Origin of the sequence: Shewanella sp. MF05960 (assembly GCF_050849305.1) — a bacterium.
Taxonomy (GTDB): Bacteria; Pseudomonadota; Gammaproteobacteria; order Enterobacterales; family Shewanellaceae; genus Shewanella.
This window is the reverse complement of the sequence record NZ_JBOZPS010000007.1, coordinates 40,716-58,254: the sequence shown is the minus strand read 5'-3', so window position 1 is coordinate 58,254 and position 17,539 is coordinate 40,716. Positions and strand designations below refer to the sequence as shown.

16 protein-coding genes are annotated in these 17,539 nt (G+C 42.3%); all 16 read right to left on the bottom strand.

Translation table 11 applies throughout. The features are described 5' to 3' along the window. Positions 1-15 precede the first annotated feature (15 nt). The 16 genes from ACROAE_RS08845 to ACROAE_RS08770 all read right to left on the bottom strand — a co-directional run bounded on the left by ACROAE_RS08845 (position 16) and on the right by ACROAE_RS08770 (position 17,511). Positions 16-621 carry a pilin gene (locus ACROAE_RS08845; protein WP_432400851.1) on the bottom strand — a complete coding sequence of 202 codons (606 nt, stop codon included), beginning with the start codon at positions 619-621 and terminating at the stop codon, positions 16-18. Between the two features lie 108 nt (positions 622-729). Continuing rightward, entirely contained in the window at positions 730-1,317 is a 588-nt protein-coding gene (locus ACROAE_RS08840; RefSeq protein ID WP_432400849.1) for a hypothetical protein, read from the bottom strand. Between the two features lie 33 nt (positions 1,318-1,350). Further along, complete coding sequence (locus tag ACROAE_RS08835) at positions 1,351-2,565, bottom strand: type II secretion system F family protein (protein WP_432400847.1); 1,215 nt, start codon at positions 2,563-2,565, stop codon at positions 1,351-1,353. Positions 2,566-2,567: 2 nt separating this feature from the next. After that, the gene (locus ACROAE_RS08830) at positions 2,568-4,328 is read right to left on the bottom strand and encodes a GspE/PulE family protein (protein WP_432400845.1); all 1,761 of its coding nucleotides are present in this window, start codon (positions 4,326-4,328) and stop codon (positions 2,568-2,570) included. Next, complete coding sequence (locus ACROAE_RS08825; protein WP_432400843.1) at positions 4,325-5,665, bottom strand: tetratricopeptide repeat protein; 1,341 nt, start codon at positions 5,663-5,665, stop codon at positions 4,325-4,327. Before ACROAE_RS08825 ends, ACROAE_RS08830 begins: the two co-directional genes overlap by 4 nt. Then, positions 5,665-6,600 carry an ExeA family protein gene (locus ACROAE_RS08820; RefSeq protein ID WP_432400841.1) on the bottom strand — a complete coding sequence of 312 codons (936 nt, stop codon included), beginning with the start codon at positions 6,598-6,600 and terminating at the stop codon, positions 5,665-5,667. Before ACROAE_RS08820 ends, ACROAE_RS08825 begins: the two co-directional genes overlap by 1 nt. Before the next feature lie 19 nt (positions 6,601-6,619). Next, on the bottom strand, positions 6,620-8,278 hold the full coding sequence (gene mshL, locus ACROAE_RS08815; RefSeq protein ID WP_432400839.1) for a pilus (MSHA type) biogenesis protein MshL: 1,659 nt from the start codon (positions 8,276-8,278) through the stop codon (positions 6,620-6,622). Positions 8,279-8,291: 13 nt separating this feature from the next. Beyond that, positions 8,292-8,627 (bottom strand): MSHA biogenesis protein MshK, encoded by a 336-nt coding sequence (locus tag ACROAE_RS08810; protein WP_432400837.1) that lies wholly within the window; start codon positions 8,625-8,627, stop codon positions 8,292-8,294. Beyond that, positions 8,608-9,264, bottom strand: coding sequence for an MSHA biogenesis protein MshJ (locus ACROAE_RS08805; RefSeq protein ID WP_432400835.1), 657 nt, complete (start codon positions 9,262-9,264; stop codon positions 8,608-8,610). Before ACROAE_RS08805 ends, ACROAE_RS08810 begins: the two co-directional genes overlap by 20 nt. Beyond that, a complete protein-coding gene (locus ACROAE_RS08800) occupies positions 9,261-9,881 on the bottom strand; it encodes a PilN domain-containing protein (RefSeq protein ID WP_432400833.1) in 621 nt (206 codons plus the stop codon). Before ACROAE_RS08800 ends, ACROAE_RS08805 begins: the two co-directional genes overlap by 4 nt. Next, complete coding sequence (locus tag ACROAE_RS08795) at positions 9,878-10,759, bottom strand: biogenesis protein MshI (RefSeq protein ID WP_432400831.1); 882 nt, start codon at positions 10,757-10,759, stop codon at positions 9,878-9,880. Before ACROAE_RS08795 ends, ACROAE_RS08800 begins: the two co-directional genes overlap by 4 nt. Before the next feature lie 313 nt (positions 10,760-11,072). Then, a complete protein-coding gene (csrD, locus tag ACROAE_RS08790; protein ID WP_432400829.1) occupies positions 11,073-12,980 on the bottom strand; it encodes an RNase E specificity factor CsrD in 1,908 nt (635 codons plus the stop codon). Between the two features lie 153 nt (positions 12,981-13,133). Further along, positions 13,134-14,381, bottom strand: a complete 1,248-nt coding sequence (locus ACROAE_RS08785; protein ID WP_432400827.1) for a malic enzyme-like NAD(P)-binding protein — start codon at positions 14,379-14,381, stop codon at positions 13,134-13,136. 435 nt (positions 14,382-14,816) lie between these two features. After that, entirely contained in the window at positions 14,817-15,029 is a 213-nt protein-coding gene (gene rpmE, locus ACROAE_RS08780) for a 50S ribosomal protein L31 (protein WP_432400825.1), read from the bottom strand. A gap of 157 nt (positions 15,030-15,186) precedes the next feature. Next, a complete protein-coding gene (locus ACROAE_RS08775; protein WP_432400823.1) occupies positions 15,187-16,425 on the bottom strand; it encodes a hypothetical protein in 1,239 nt (412 codons plus the stop codon). A gap of 261 nt (positions 16,426-16,686) precedes the next feature. After that, positions 16,687-17,511 (bottom strand): FimV/HubP family polar landmark protein, encoded by an 825-nt coding sequence (locus ACROAE_RS08770; protein ID WP_432400821.1) that lies wholly within the window; start codon positions 17,509-17,511, stop codon positions 16,687-16,689. Positions 17,512-17,539 lie beyond the last annotated feature (28 nt).

Here is a 17,539-nt window from a genome sequence, read left to right as displayed (position 1 = left end):
ACTTGGTGGTTAAAATTAATTATTGGTAAAAGAAACAACTTGTCCTGTACCTGGGTTATATGTCACGCCTTTAGCACCTGCGGTCGTTAAATCAGGTGCGGGTGTTGCCACACCACTAGCCTGGTTCAATACTAATGAAGCCACTTGATGGTATACGCACAAATCTAGGTTATTCACTGTAACGCCATCAATAGTGGTTGATGAACCGCCTGCAGCATTAATCACCCTTACAGTGTAACGCTGGTCACTTGCGTCTTCATTAAACAACACGTTTCGTGGTGCATTTTGCAATACCGAATCAAACACCTGTTGGCATGCCGCATTACCCATTGAGTTGGCGCTGGTGTTTGTTGTACCGGTTGGGAAACCAAAACGAGTATCTAATGACACAGTCGTTCCATCTAATACCACACTGGTATTACGACGGCCATCCACTTCCCACTGTGCACGCACAAAGCTTACTGCTGTGGCTAAACCACCAGCGACACCATCAACACTGGCATCTTCTGCATCATCGGTAACATTTAAAAAGCGTGGAATTGCTGTCGCAGCTAATAAGCCTAAAATGACAATCACAATAACCAACTCGATTAATGAAAAACCTTGTTGTCTTAATTTCATATTACCTCACTTTTTTAAATGTTCTTATAATAGATAAAAATGCTAATACGCCTATAACTTACATAATATTAGCAGCTTATTAAACTTTTTACGTCAGCGATAGCTTTTTTACTGTTCCGCCGATAAAAATATCACACGCCCAGTTTGTAACTGGTAACTTAAACTCGATTGATTAGGTGAGACGTAGCGACACACCTGCTCTGTTTTTTGATACACAACGGTTAACGATAATTCAGTGGTGCTTGTTGCCAGCAATTGCTGCCAAAGCTGTTTACAACCCTTATCATCATCGGTATCAACAATAGGCCAACCCTTAGGTGATATTTGAATCCAATTGTTTGTGCCGATTAAATCCGCTTCTGTAGAATCTAATTGCCCAAAAGCGCTAGTCTGTCCAGTTTTTGACGATTCAACGCCTGCATTGCCCTTCGTACCATTAAGCACATTTGGTGCCACATCGTACCAGGATAATAACATTTTTTTAGGCCGACCCGAAGCTAACCACTGACTTCGTACCATAGCTAAGACATTCAAAAGCCGATTATGTTCAAAAGCTAAACCTTGGCTGGTTAAATTGGGGGCAGTGTTAACATAACGCGCGCCCAGTATCACCAATACAATCAGTAACACTACGATGGCGACTATTTTACCATACACGCTGAGTAAATCATCATCGGCCTTTTGTTGACTTAACATAGTGTTATCCAATGAAGTGTGAACATGTTGAGTTTACCCACCTTTCACTACTTTTAGCATATCCCACATTGGTAAATAGATACCTAGCGCAAGGATCAGCACAATACCGGCAACAAAACCAATTAAAATAGGCTCTAATTTTGCGGTAAGGTTTTTTAAATCGTAATCAACTTCGCCCTCATAAAAATCTGCCGCATCGTTTAATAGCTGATCTATTTGGCCAGTTTCTTCACCCACCGCAACCATTTGCAATACTAATGGAGTAAACAGATGGCTGGAATTTGACACTCTTAACATCGACTCGCCAGATTCAATGCCACGGCGCATCCCGACAATTTTGTCATGCATGTAGGCGTTATCAACTGCATCGGCAACCAAACTTAGCGCTTGTGTCATTGGCACACCAGCGCTAAGCATCATTGAAAAACTTCGGCAATAGCGTGACAAAGTTGAGCGCTCAATAATTGAACCCACTATCGGAATGTGTAACTTCCACAAATCCCACTGTTTTTCGCCCTTTTCGGTATGATGCCAATAACGTATACCAATAAAGGTCCCGATTAATACCACCAACATCAATGGCCAATAATTCACAAACAGGTTTGAGGTGGCGATGAGTATTTTAGTGGCCCAGGGTAAATCCGCGCCAAAGCGCGAAAACATATCGGCAAATTTAGGGATAACCATAATATTAAGAATAACCATCGCAATCGTAATCGCTATCAGCACAAAAAGAGGATAACGCATCGCCGCTTTAATACGTCGACGTGTTTCTTGTTCGCGCTCGATGTAATGCGACAATTGAATAAAAGCATCTTCCAATTTACCGGTGTTTTCACCCACGTGGATCATCGATACAAATAAAGAATCAAATACATCAGGGTGCTGGTTCATCGATGACGATAACGGCCGACCTGATGTTAACTGCTCTGATATGTCACCTAGAGCATTTTTCATTCGCTGCGAGTGAGTGGTTTCAGACAACCCTGCAATCGCGCGTAAAATAGGAATGCCAGAACGCGTCAGCGAATACATTTGACGACTAAATATTTGTAATTCTTCTAACGATACCTTGCTCTGAAATAATGCCACAGAAAACGATTGCTTAGGCTTAACTTCAGTGAGTTCTAACGGGATAATGCCTCGAGACAGCAATATATCGGCTGCGGCACTTTCACTCGCTGACTCAAGCAAAGCTGTCACCGCTTTACCTTGTGCATCACGACCACGATATTGATAAGTAGGCATAATTACGCCCCAACGCCAGGCGGATTAACTAAATCTGCTGACAATGCCATGTTTGATTCAGTGACATCTTCGACTAACTTCGCCACCTCTTCTAATGTGGTCGTCCCTTGAAATAAATACTCCATTGCCGAATGGGCTAACGGAATAAAGTTCGGGCTACGCAAAGCAGCTCGAGCAAAATCTTGTGGATTACCGGTGCGCATAGCATCAATCATATTTTCATCGAGTTCTAAAATCTCAAAAATACCAATCCGACCTCGATACCCTGAGCCATTACACGTTTGACAACCACTACCCACTTTAAAGGTCGCACTGTTAATATCTTGCTTAGTCACACTCAACAACCAGCTGCGCTCTGCTGCCGTAGGTTGATAATCTACCGCACAGTTGTGGCACACTTTGCGCACTAATCGCTGCGCAATAATGACTCGTAAGGCACTTGCAACTAAGTAACTTGCCGCCCCCATATCAAGCAGTCGCAAAGCACTGGTTACCGCATCATTGGTGTGCAAGGTTGATAACACAAAGTGACCCGTTAATGCGCCTCGCAAACCGATTTCAACGGTTTCTTGGTCACGCATTTCGCCCACCATGATGATATCGGGATCTTGGCGCAAAGTGGTACGCAGTACATTCGAAAAATTTAAGCCGATTTTGTGGTTTACTTGCACCTGGTTAATACGCGGTAACTGATACTCTACCGGGTCTTCAACGGTAATGATTTTTCTATCTGGCGTGTTTAACTCACTTAAAATACCGTACAAGGTCGTGGTTTTACCGCTACCCGTTGGTCCGGTGACTAATAACATGCCGTGAGGACGTTTAATTTGTTTACGAATACGTGCCACAATGTGTGGTGGCATGCCGGTTTCGTCTAGAGTGCGAAGCCCCGTGGTTTGATCTAGCAAACGCATTACCACAGATTCACCATGATAAATGGGCATGGTAGACATACGCACATCGATTTTATGACCTTTAATTTCGATATGAAAGCGACCATCTTGTGGCATACGCTTTTCTGAAATATCTAGACCCGCCATTAGCTTAAGGCGAAGCACTAATGCCGAGGCAATATTCACTTCGCTTAGTGTATTCTCATGCAATTGGCCATCAATACGCTGACGAATACGCAACACTTTTTCGCCAGGTTCAATATGGATATCCGATGCCCGCATTTGCACTGCATCTTCAAAAATCGACTGCAATAACTTAACCACTGTAGTTTCGTTATCGGCATCGCCCTCAGTTAAACTACTAAGGTCGAACATGTCGTCGGCGGCATATTCTTCTTCAAGCTTGCCGGCAATTTCAGCAATTTGTCCTGTGCGGCGATATAAGTTATCGAATGCATCTAACAGCTGTTGCTCGGGGGCAACCGCCAGCATTAATTGCTTAGGTGCGACCAACAATTCTAAATTATCGATGGCTTGTAAATCGGCAGGATCGCTCATTGCAATCAATACATGATCAGCGCCGCTTTCAACCACTAGAGCACGATAACGACGAGCTTGTACCTCAGGCAGAATGTTAACCACTTCTGCGGCGATAGGCCTGCGGCTGATGTCTAAGTAAGGTAAATTCAACTGCTGCGACAAAAACTGCAATAATTGATCTTCACTAATACTCTTTAAATCAATTAGTGTGCGGCCGAGTTTTTTACCGCTATTACGCTGCTCTGTCAGTGCTTGTTGCAATTGTGCTTCGGTAATAATCAGCTCTTGCACCAGAAGATCACCTAAGCGCATCTTTAACTTTGGTTTCATCGGTTTTCTCCTAGCTGAGCTAATCGGGTTTCAATAAAGTTCATGGCTGACGTCGATAATCCTTCATAGCTTAATGCTGAACGATAAGCTTGAGCCGCTGGAATATATTTTGTTTGAGAGTCTAAAGCATAACCTAGCCCCATCCACCAGCGGGCCTGAGTAGATTCGGCTTGCAACAAATTCCGGTATGCTTGCTCTGCTAATATAAAATTTTGGCTACTTTGCGCTAACTCGGTTTGTGCCACCCATTTGTCGCGGGCCCAGCTTGAATTATCGGGGATTGCCGCCAAAGTAGTATTGGCACTATCAAAGGCTTTCACTTCAACTTGAATCCGCGCCAGAATCACATAAAACTCCCACTCTTGCGGGAACATACTAATCCCACTTTCTAATAAACGCATGGCGGTAGTGGTATTGTTTTGAGCGTAATAAATAGCCACCAGCTGCTTGCGGGCTTTATGTAAACTTGGCTGCAAAATAATGGCTTCTAAATAAAAACTGGCTGCGTCATCTACATTTTGCGATTTTTCAGCATCAACCGCCTTGCGATATTGTAATTGCGCCATTTGAGTTTTTGTTAACACAACCTCTTTAACCGTCATGTTATTTGAGGCCGCAGTGGAATCGACTGTAGCTTGCTTAGCACTTATATTGGCTTTTGCAACGACTGGCTTATCGCGAGATACAACATCTGAAGTCCTATTTTTTGCGACTACCAGTGATGATTCTTTAACCTCTTCATCTACATCTTTTGCGGTTAACTCTGAGGTACTGATTGCAGGCTCGTCGGCTTGCTTTAAAAGAGTCGGCTCATTTGAGGCTAACGCCACTGATGTGACAGGTGCAGTAACCACCGATTCGGAAGCTAGTGCAATAGGCTCGCTTTCACTCTCTGTTAACGCGGTGCCACTTACGATTTTGACTGCGTCATTATCAAGATGATTAACTACCGTAGCCGATACCGCAGTGCCACTGCTGGTTTGAGTGGAATCGGCAACGTCTGGTTGCTGTTCATTTGTCAGTTTAATAGACGCGTCTGCAGCGTTATCATCTGCATTATTAAGCCTTATGTCTGTTGTGCTTACCTCAGCCAATTGTGGCTCAACTGATGAGTCAGCTTGTTGGTACATTGACACACCAAACCATGCCGCAGGGATTAATAGCAGTAAACAAACACCCGCAGCGATTAATGGCGAGCGTGATTTTTCAGTTGGATAATATTGAACTTGCGGACGAACAAACTCCCCCTTCGGTTGGGAAGATGCTGAGTCTGATTGTGTTGAATCGGGTTTTTCACGCTGCTCTAAATCTCGCAGCATTTTTATTATCACACTCATTAATGCTCACTTATCCGTGTCAACCACTCACCGCCTATATCCATGAATCCCAGCATTAGCATCAACGCGAGTAATAACATAATCACTAGCATACTAGAGCGTGAAAAACCTGAGCGGTCGGTTAAATTAATATCTTCAGTGTCACGTATTGCGGCTCGGCAATGCTTGGTCGACACACGTTGACTCCCTTCACCATAACAAAGCAGTAAACTTTTATGGGTCAATATATTTACCAAGCGTGGGATGCCGCGAGCGGCTTTGGCTAACAATTTAATGTCGCTTACTGCAAATAAATCGGGGCCTTGATAACCTGCAATACTTAGCCGATATTGAATATAAGCGCGTATTTCATCCCAACTTAATGGTCGTAAATGGTAGCTAAATGTGATCCGCTGACGCAATTGTCTAAATTTAGCTTGTGCGAGCCGCTCATCTAACTCGGGCTGACCAAATAACACCACCTGCAGTAACTTACGACTTTCGGTTTCTAAGTTTGTAAATAACCGTAATGCTTCAATACTGTCGTCGGGTAAAGCCTGGGCTTCATCTAGCACGAGCACGACATGGAAGCCTTGATGATTTAATTCGAGTAATCGCTCATGGATCAAACGCGTTAATTGTTGCTGATCGAGTTTATTCGGTAGTGCTAATCCTAACTCTGCCGCCACCGCAAAACGTAATTCTTTTGGGGTTAGGTAAGGGTTAGGCAAATAAGCGCAGTGATATTGATCAGGCAAATCATTCAATAATTTCCGGCAAACTAATGTTTTCCCCGTTCCCACTTCACCGGTGACTTTGATAAATCCTTCACCGGTTTCTAACGCTGTTTGCAACACTTGCAAGGCTTCTACATGGGGAGCTAAACCAAAAAAGAATCCCGTATTGGGCGTCAGCGTAAAAGGCAGCTGCGCCATGCCAAAGTGTTGCAAATACATAACTATTTACGTTCCATCATTACTTAGAAGGATACCAACGTTCAATCAAATCTTGCGAACGCTTGAGTTCATCTTTCCAGGTGTCTAAACCCACCACTGTTGGCTTAAGTAAAATAATTAACTCGGTTTTTTGCTTTGATTTGCTACGACTCGTAAAGGCTTCGCCCAAAAATGGGATATCACCTAAAAATGGTACTTTCGATACGGTTTCGATGTTTTCACTCTTCATTAAGCCACCAATCACCACCACATCGCCTGATGCAGCTCTAATGACCGTATCCGACTCGCGGATCTCACTTTGCGCTAATGGTAGCTCTAACGTTGAATCGCTAATTTGAATAATTTTGGTTTGCTCTTGCACGTCAATAACCGACGGATGTACGTGTAATAGTACATTGCCATTTTCATCAATTTGCGGCGTTACATCTAAAGCAATACCAGAGAAAAAGGGTGTTAACTCAACCTCTGGCGTGGTCACGGTGGTGGTCGATGACACTGTTGTGGTCGACACGTCGGTAACAAAGTATTCGTCGTTACCCACTTTAATCACCGCTTTTTGGTTGTTGGTCGCGGTCACTCTTGGGCTTGATAGCACATCAACATCACCTTGAGTGTCGAGTAAACTAATCATGGTACTAAAATCAGTACCTGTAACGTTAAGTGAAGTTACACCACCGATCACTGAAGAAATGGTATCACTTAATCCTTGGCCCGCAGAGGTACTGAAATTAATGTTGGTACTATCCACATGCCCTAATAAATTTTCCCACTGAATACCTTGCTGATAACCATCAGACAATGTCACTTCTATTATTTTGGCTTCTAATATCACCTGGCGTTGTAAATGGCTTTCAGCTGTAGTCAAAAAAGCCCGCACTTGTCTTAACTCATTAGGAAAAGCGCGGATGGTCACTAAACCCGCCTGCGGAGTCACAACCACCTGACGCCCGCCACCGGTTTCACCAATAATTGACACTAATGTGGCTTGTAGCTCACCCCAAAAGTCAGTTTTAGTGGTGGAGCGGATAAAGGTACCGTTACTTTGTTCATTACTGCCCGAGCTGCTGTTGCTGTTAGAACTGCTAGAGCTACTAGAACTACTGTTGTTATTGCTACCGCTACTTGAGTTGTCATTATCATCTGAGATACGGCCTGAACTCACGGACGTTAACGATAAACCTTCACGTTGCATATACAGGTAATTTAATGGATATGTTTCTGTGCGCATTCCTGATGGGAAAACCCGTAAAATTCGGCCCTGGCGGCTCACTTCGTAACCGTAAATATCTTCAACGACTTGCAGAGCTTCAGACAAGGTGACCGCTTTTAGTGATAACGAAATGGTCCCTTGTACATCGGGATGCACTGCCACACTTAATGGCGTGTCTTTAACTAAGCTAGGGAAAAAAACTCGAGCATCAACATTATTTGCCGACACATCAAAGCGACGCTCTGCAGGGAGCACTTTTGCTGAGGTAAGCACATTGCTACCATTCAACTCGCGCTGCACTTCTGCAGGCATGGCGGCTGGCGGCGGAGTAACAGCTGCATTAGCTTGTGCTTGTTGCAATGACTCAGATAACGTTGACTTAACCGTTTCAGGATCCGGTCTATCTGTTGTTTGACAAGCAACCAAACACAGCGACATCAGAGGGGTAACATATTTAATTACTTTCATTTTTATTCTTATCCTATCGCTCTGTTATCGACTGAAATAGCTGAAGTTTTCTGCCATCTGACAAGGTAACGCTGTCTTGGCCTATCGAAGTTACACGTAGCCCTACACCACTAATCGTGTCACCCACTGAGAGAATATTGTTATTAATTACCGCATATGCACGCTGCCCATTGACGATACTGTTAAGCACCATGGTTTGCTGGGGAGCGATATTCGAACTCACAGCAACATAACCCTGGCCGGGCAAGGTTGGATCTCGTAACGATTGGGCTTCTGCGTGGGAAGCAAGCACTATTACGCTACTGACCATCACAGCCAGTGCGTTAACGCTAATTCTGTTTAGCAACACTGATAAAGTCCTTATTCACACTCAGTGTGTAAAGTTCTAATTGAACTAACGCATTAGGATGTGTCTCAACACGATAATCCAAGCGCTTCCAATATAATTTGTCTGGCATATTTTCCACCGCAGAGACAAACGCCAAAATGGCAAAATAATCACCTTGTAGGCTCAACTTAATACCGTGACTGTATAAATTAACGTTACTGCCCTCACCCATATTTAATAAAGGCGTGGGAGCAATGGAGGCGAACGATTTAAGGGTCACGCCTTTTACATTACCCAGTAAGTTGGCTAATACTGTCGGCATATAATCTGCTGGCACCATATCAACCATTTGTGCGTCTAACTCGGCATCAATGGCTAACATCTGCTCATTCACTAGCAATAAACGTTGCTGGTAATCTTGATTAGGATCTAGCTGCAAGCGCTCTTCATATAAAGTAATTTGTTGCCGTGATATATCATTTTCTTGGTTTAAAGTCGTCAATTGCCTTTGCATTAATTGCCGTTGTTTCCAAAGAGATTCCAAGGGTAAATACAACAACATGCCAATCACAACGACACTCGCAAGCGCAATTAAGACTCGCTCCCGTTGACTGAGCTGATTAAACTTTTCTGACCAGTGCGCCCATTGTTGCTTCATTGTGAGGGCTCCTTGTCAGCAGTTTGACTGGTTAATTTGAACATTAATGGTTGATCATCACCCCGGTCCATCGTCATCGCCGAAAAAGCATAACCCTTTAATGTCGAGGTATTTTTCAATCTATCAATCCATAATGGAATGCTTTGTGGATAGCGACCATAACCTTCAAACTCGATGCGCTGCGGAGCATTATCTTGCTGAGAAATACTGATATGGCTGAGCCATACGTTGGCATCTGCGACGGCGGCTAAATCAGTCAACATAGGCGAATAGCCTTGACTGATAAGGTTTTTACGCTGGCCGAGTTCATCTTTCAAACGTATTTTTAAATCTAGACGCTGCTCTTCCAACTCAACTTGCGCCACTAAGGCTGAATCAGGTTTTCTCGCGGCAATTTGCGCTTCTAACTGTGTTTTTTGTGCCGTTAACTGATCTTTATCATTACTCGCTTGCTGCTGAACAGCGTGTAACTGATTTTGCTGCCAAGATCCGACTCCATAAAAGGCAATGCATAGCCCAAACAAAAGCAATAAAGTCACCGCCAGGCGTGTGAAGGTTAATCGCTGCTGTTGCGGCAATAAGTCGGCAGTATATAAATTAACGCTGGTTTTTATCACGCATCACCTCGTGTTAATTCTTGTAATGCTAACTGAGCGAATAATCCACTCATACCATCATGGGTTTGTGCATGCACTTTTTGATTGAAATTGGCCCCAATTAAGTTGGCTAACGCGCTACTATCGCCATCTGCGGCAATGGTAATAGATGTTACAGGCGCTTGGCGAAGTTGGCTTTCGAAATAATCCATCGAACGTTGGATTTCAAGACTTAAGTTATCAGCAATACCTTGTTGTAATTCATCGTAAGTTGCTGAGCTGAGCTGATTAAAACCACGCACTCGACGTTGCATTAACACTTCACCCGCTTTCACTACCATGAGCAAAAGCTCTTGCTGGGGTAAATGTGCGACTAACATGTGCGCCATATTGTCGTTAGGCAGCATATGCCTTAGCACTAACTCCTCAATGCTAATACCTGCAATGGTTAAACTGCTTGCTTCACATGCCGACGCAAATTTCATGAGTAACTCACGGCTCGTCACCACGACACTGAGTTTGGCGCTTGGGATAATGCTAGACTCAAAATAGTCTAAATGAATGTTGCCTACCGGTTCTGACACCATGTCTTTAATCGCCCAAATTAATGCTTGGGCAATTTCAGTTGTTTCAACATTGGGCTTGTCGGCTTGTAAAAGTTGATAATGAGCATAAGACAAGACTAATTGCATTCGAACATGGCCAAATTGTACTTTTAGCTGTTCAAATGCCTGGTTCCAATTGTGTTTAACCACCGGAATTTTCGTAATGGTATTAGCAGATGTCCCTTTTTGAGTTTTACACACCCATAACGAGCTGTCAGAGATAAAAACACCGACCTCTCCCGTTATTTTGGATGACTTCCAAAAGGCTAATTTACTCAAAAAACCACTTTTCATTACGCGTCCCATACTCACTAACGTGATAATTATTCGAGATTATTGGTTTACTATACGATGAAAAAACTCAATAAAACCCATTCTACCCCAAAAATCCTGAACATAACGATGACTAAAACAATATCTCATTAGCGGGTTAGTGTTTTTTGCGTAATAGCTCATCTAAAATGATGAAAACTTCACCTCAAACACATTGTTAATGTTTTAATTTTGTTACATTAATAACAATATAGCATACCTAATTAAAGACCAATGAAAAAGTGAAGAAACTAAGCACTTATACTTTAATATTGAAGTATTAGCTTTTTTGACATTAGCTCTCAACTATTTGATCTAAATACTCACCCTGCGCCGCACTAACGCCTAAAATTTTCAATGTTTGCCACTCTTCAAAACATTCTACACCTTCAGCAATCACCTTTACCTCAGCACGGTATAGACCACCAATTAAGCTTCGAATAAACAGTTGATTTTCTGAACGTTGATGCACTTGCCTAACAATCGAACGGTGCAATTTTACTAAATCAAAATGGTGCTCTTGAATATAGTGCGTCCCTACGACATGTTGACCAACATGATCTACGGCTAATTTCGCCCCCATCTTTCTCAGCATGTCTAATGATTTAACGAGAGCAGGATTACTTTGATGTTTAACAATAATATCTTCTGACACCTCAAAAATAAGCCTTGAAGCCAAAGGTCGATGCTCAAGTAAGGTTGACTGAATCCAACGCACAAAAGCACGACTCACTAACGTATCGAGACTCAAATTTATACAGTAAGTCGCGGTGTTTTGAGGCATCAAATCAAACAATACTTGCGATAATATTTGCCGTTCGATTTGCGGCATTAGGCCACACTTATTAGCCATTGGAATAAACAAGGTCGCACGCACTTCATTACCCTGATTATCAAGGGCTCGGCTAAATACTTCGTAATGCAGGATACGGTTATCACTGTCGACGACCGCTTGTTGCAGGGTAAAGAAACGTTTTGCCACCAGTGCATTTTCAAGAAAGCTGCGCCACCGCACAGAACCTTTGGCAATTTCTTCATCAACAGCGCCTTTGTCATACATAAACCAGTTATTCACTCGTTGTAATTGCGCCGCGCGCAGTGCCATTTCGGCCTCTTCAACCAGCTGAACCTGCAAGTCGCCCGCTTTAAAAAATGCACTGCCTAAATGTAAAAAGTTATCCGGATTGCCTAAACCATAAAAAGGTAACGCTAAGCAGGTTTTTAGTACCCGCTGAGCCAATTGATCCGCTTCAGTAAGCGATAATTGTGGAACAACAATCACTAATTGCTGATAGCTTCTGCGGGCAAAAATACTGTCTTCGTATTGAGCTAATACCGCAGTTATGGCTTCTGTGGTTAAAGTAAACATAGCTTTAAGGCCACTTTCACCTAACTCTTCTTCCACTAAATCCATGTCGTCAAACTCAATCAACATCAATACCCCATGGGCAATCATTTTTTGATTATGACTTAATGCATCTAGGCGATTTTGAAAAAAGATGCCGTTACCGATTTGAGTTTGTTTGTCTAAAAAGGTGTCTTTGCGAATAAACTGGTCTAAACGTCCACGTTCTTTATGAGCATCATCCAGATCGCTCAATAATTTGCTGATCGCCCGATTAATCATTCGCGGCTTACCGTTTGTGGGCACTTGAGCTGCTTGAACTAAATCGCCTTCTAAAATTAATTTACTGCGTAAAGCAAGTTGTTCAATGCCGTCAAGTTCTCGAGAATACCAGCCATGCCCAAAACGAACAAAAATCCCGATGGCAATAAAACCGATAATAACAATAACCAATTCCGACCAACCAAGATTATATAAAGAAAATGGCGGTGGCATGGTGAGTGATAATCGCAAACCATTATCAAGTTGATTCTGATATAGAGTAAGGCTATTTTTGGCAACACTTAAGTTGTCGTGATGATATTCATACAATAATTTATCACCCTGACTTAAGCTGAAATCAACGGCATTATAAGCAGACAATAATGGTGGCAACCAAGTAGACAGCTGGCTATTATCTTGCCGATTACTGTGCTCAACCAGCATAATTTCGAGTTCAGTGACTTTTTGCTGCTGAAAAGTATAAGTGAGTTGTATAAAACTCATGATTGCGCACAGAAGAAACACAAAGGCGACTGCCGCTAATGAAAGTAACCAAAAACTGGTTAATTTTTTTGTAAGGATCTTGGTGAGTTTCATTTATCCGCTATCCTGCTGGATTTATTTTTATGGTCTAGCCCAATTAAATCTTTATCAGTATAACGATTGTGCTCTATAAGTTCACTAGTCGTTTAAGCGCATATAAAAAAGGGGCTTTCGCCCCTGAGTTTATCGTCGATATCGCTTAATACTTTAGACTTTATATTCACTCGGCAATGTAGTGATTTTAGCTACGCCAGAATCTATTGCCGCTTGCGACACTGCACGAGCAACAATAGGAAGTAATCTAGGATCCATGGGTTTGGGAAGTACATATTCTGCACCAAAACTTAATGAAGTCACTTTAGGGTAGGCCGCTAGCACTTCTGCAGGCACAGGCTCTTTGGCCAAATTAGCGATTGCATGCACTGCCGCTAACTTCATTTCATCGTTAATAACAGCAGCACGCACATCTAATGCGCCTCTAAAAATAAACGGGAAACACAACACGTTGTTAACTTGATTAGGGTAATCACTGCGTCCTGTCCCCATAATCAGGTCATTGCGAATAGCATGTGCTAATTCGGGTTGAATTTCAGGATCGGGATTTGAGCAAGCAAAAATTACTGGATTAGGTGCCATTAAGGCAATGTCTTCAGCCGCTAACAAATTGGCTCCTGATAACCCTAAAAACACGTCCGCATCTTTAATCACATCTTGCAGAGTACGTTTGTCAGTATTATTAGCAAACAGCGCTTTGTATTCGTTTAAATCTTCACGGCGAGTATGGATAACCCCTTGTCTGTCGAGCATATACACGTTTTCGCGCAGCGCACCACACTTAACAATCATGCTCATACAGGCAATGGCAGCAGCCCCAGCACCTAAACAAACAAATATCGCATCATCAATTTTTTTACCTTGAATTTCTAAGGCATTCAACATCCCTGCTGCGGTAACAATGGCCGTGCCATGCTGATCATCATGAAACACCGGAATACTACAACGCTTAATGAGTTCGCGTTCAATTTCAAAACACTCTGGTGCTTTGATGTCTTCTAAGTTGATGCCGCCAAACGTGTCTGCTATCGACTCAACAGTATTAATAAAGTCTTCGGTGGTCCGGTGTTTAACTTCAATATCGATAGAGTCAATATTGGCAAAACGCTTAAATAAAAGCGACTTACCTTCCATGACAGGCTTTGAGGCTAATGGGCCTAAATTGCCAAGGCCTAAAATCGCGGTACCGTTAGTAATGACCGCGACAGTGTTGCCTTTATTAGTATAGCGATAGGCATTTTCAGGGTCTGAGGCAATCTCACGTACGGGTTCGGCTACACCAGGGCTATACGCCAAAGCTAGGTCGTGACTAGATTGGGCTGGTTTCGTGAGACACACAGCCGTTTTGCCTGGAACGGGGAATTCATGATAATCGAGAGCTTGTTGACGAATATCTGACATTGTATACATCCTGAAATGCGCTATTTAGTATCATTAAAATTGTGACTAGCACTATGAACACATTGCTTATGCTAATCATCGAAAGTGTTTTAACGATACGCTATTACCGTGTTGATAGAAATCAAAAACTCAGTGACAGGATGAGTTGACCGGCCTAAACAAGCTTAGGTTTTGTTAATCAAACTAAACTAACATGAATATATATAAATCAAAGAGTTAAAAATGTAGGAAAATAACAAGATTTAGCAGAATAAACCGTTTTAACAGGCGTTATTTGTTATTTATTTTGCTTAAATAACAATAAAAAGAGTTTTAGGCATTTTTGCATTGTTTACAGCTTAAAAATAAGTTTCCACTACAGCACAATGTCATTATGCGAACGCTAAAAACAAAAAAGGCGCCAAAGGCGCCTTTATGAAGTTAATTGCAGGGCAATTACTTCTTAGCAAGCACGCTGAAACGCTTGTTGAACTTGTCAATACGACCACCAGTATCAACAACTTTCTGAGTACCAGTGTAGAATGGGTGACATGCGCCACATACGTCTAAGTGCAAGTTTTTACCAGCAGTAGAGTTTACTTTGATGATGTTACCACAAGTACAAGTTGCAGTGATTTCAGCGTAATTTGGGTGAATACCAGTTTTCATTTGGAGTACCTTAAATTGAAGGCCATGTCGCCATCACAACCCGAAGTTGGACACCACATGAAGTTAATAACAATATGTTTTAGGCGCGAGATAATACAGTGTCCGACAAGCTCAGACAAGTAGAATTTATAAACGCCCATGCTTTAGCAAACTAAGACTACCTCTGCTTACGCTCAAGCGCTTCATAGGCCAGTCGATCTTTAACTGCGTTTTGATATTGCTGTAGCACCTGGTTTGATGGGCAATCTAAGTGACTGTCGGCCATTAAGAGGTAAATTTTCTGTTTAAAGAATGCATTAGGGTTGGCATGGTATAACGCTAGCATTGCACCATAGACATTGGTGTGTAGCTGTTGATGATTACGCGTTGCCACACGCCATAAATTGTCGTCAGGGCGCTTATCAATTGAACATTGCTGCACACTTTGATTTTCTAGCACATCAGCTTTTACTACATCAACTACAACTTCAGTCACATCGGCGACATTAATACGATTACTCGTGGTGACCTCAGTGTCTATTTTGGTATGGTCGACTGAAGCGGCGGCTGCGTTCACCTGGATATGTTGTGATGCCGCTTCTGGCGCTTTTTTAGGAAGTGCGCGTGTTGGCGCTTGGGCTATCGCGCGAGTTTGGCCTTGTTGACTGGCCACTAAGTCGTCAAATGTCACTCTATCAACATCAACATTTTGGTACTTCACTAAAATATTAGCAGGCGGACAACGCAATGAGCTGTCTAGCTGCAACATACTAATTTTGTTTTGATAAAAAGCTTGTGGATTGGCCTCATACAAAGCCAGCATGGCCCCATAAATGTTAGACCCCCACTGTTTACGATATCTAACCGCAATTTTCCATAATGAGTCATCCTGCTGCTTAAGAATATTGCAGCCTTCTAATAACTCTTGAGTGGCTGCCAGCACAGGTGCTTTAGCCACAACGCGGGTGATTTCTGCAACCTGTTGTACAGACGAGGACGAAGTGGGTAACTTCATTTTTTTGATGGCAACAGGCTGGTGATTACTGGTTGGTAATACTTGATTAAATAACGGCACAGGTGAATATTGTTGCCATTTAGCATTGCGATACTCAGAGACAATTAATGCAGAGTCAGGATCACGTAGCTGTTCTTTACCCGACAAAATAAACACGTCGTTACCTTGGCGTTCTACATCGAGCTTTTCTAATACAATATTATCTTGATAAATCTGGCGTAAATAAAACGTTAGTCGAGACAAATCATGATGTTCAGTCACAACATTAACGGTTAATGTGGGTAATTGACCTTGTTCAAAGGCGGCGGTATCAATACTAATATGACTGACTTCTGCAATGGCTGCAGGAATATAACCCACAGCGAGTAATGCCATTATGGCTAGCACCTTTACGCCTTTCATCAAATCAATCCCTTACTTAAAACGGCTTCAAAACAACGCAACTGACGTTGTAAATTTACTTAATACAGTCTTTATTATTGTTTATCACTCTCGAGATAATATTGTTGAATTATTTGCACATGGGCTTATTTTTGCTTAAATAACCTGTATTAACGCAAACAACTATATAAATTAACACCCGCGGCTGCAACCAATTACTGACCAATAAGAGTAATTACTCAACACTTTGTGTACCTTAATCACAGTTACAGATTAAATAAGCTATCTCGCAGCATGTTTAGCTTCTATCACTTCAAATACTTTTTTATCGACCGCTTTATTATCGTATTGCGCCAATATTTCTGTCGACGGGCACACTAATAGCGCATCTTTAAGCAATAAATGAATTTTTTGTTTAGAAAAAGCCAACATGTTGGCCTCGAAAATCGCTAGCATTGCACCGTAAACACTGGTGTTCCATTGCTCTTTATAACGATCGGCAATACGCCACAATGTATCTGAATTATCTTTGACAATTTGGCAATTATCGGATGTTCTTGGCTGTAACACGGGTTCGCTAACAGTATTCGTCTTAACCGCTTTTACCGCATTGTTTTTAACCACAGTAACCGCGACGTGATTTGTCACATCTGCTTCTACTGGCCTAGGTGCTTTGGTTGGTTGATTACTCGAACTCGGTAACGGCTGAGCCTCAATAAATGCAGCACTCGTAAATGAAAGTGGCGCATCAAATAAAGCTAATACCGCTAATAATACCGCTTTGTTTTGCTGGTTTTCAGTAATCACTAATTGCGCATAACGGTCTGTGACGAGCTTTTTGCCATTGAGTTGCACTAAAAAACGATTAATCGGTTGTATCGATAACCTTTGTTGTTGCATGTCTCCATCAACTTGTTGGCGTATATAAAAACTAAGTTGTGATAAATCATCATTTTGTGCCACAACATTCAATTTTAATCGCGGTTGCTGGTTCAACTCTGACTGACGACTATTAATGCTAACATGATTGACTTGCGCTAACGCTTGTTGAGCATTAACACATAATCCGAATACTAAGAATAAGACCCTATAAAGTCTTTTACGCATAACACTTACCCTATCTCTTTGATGACAC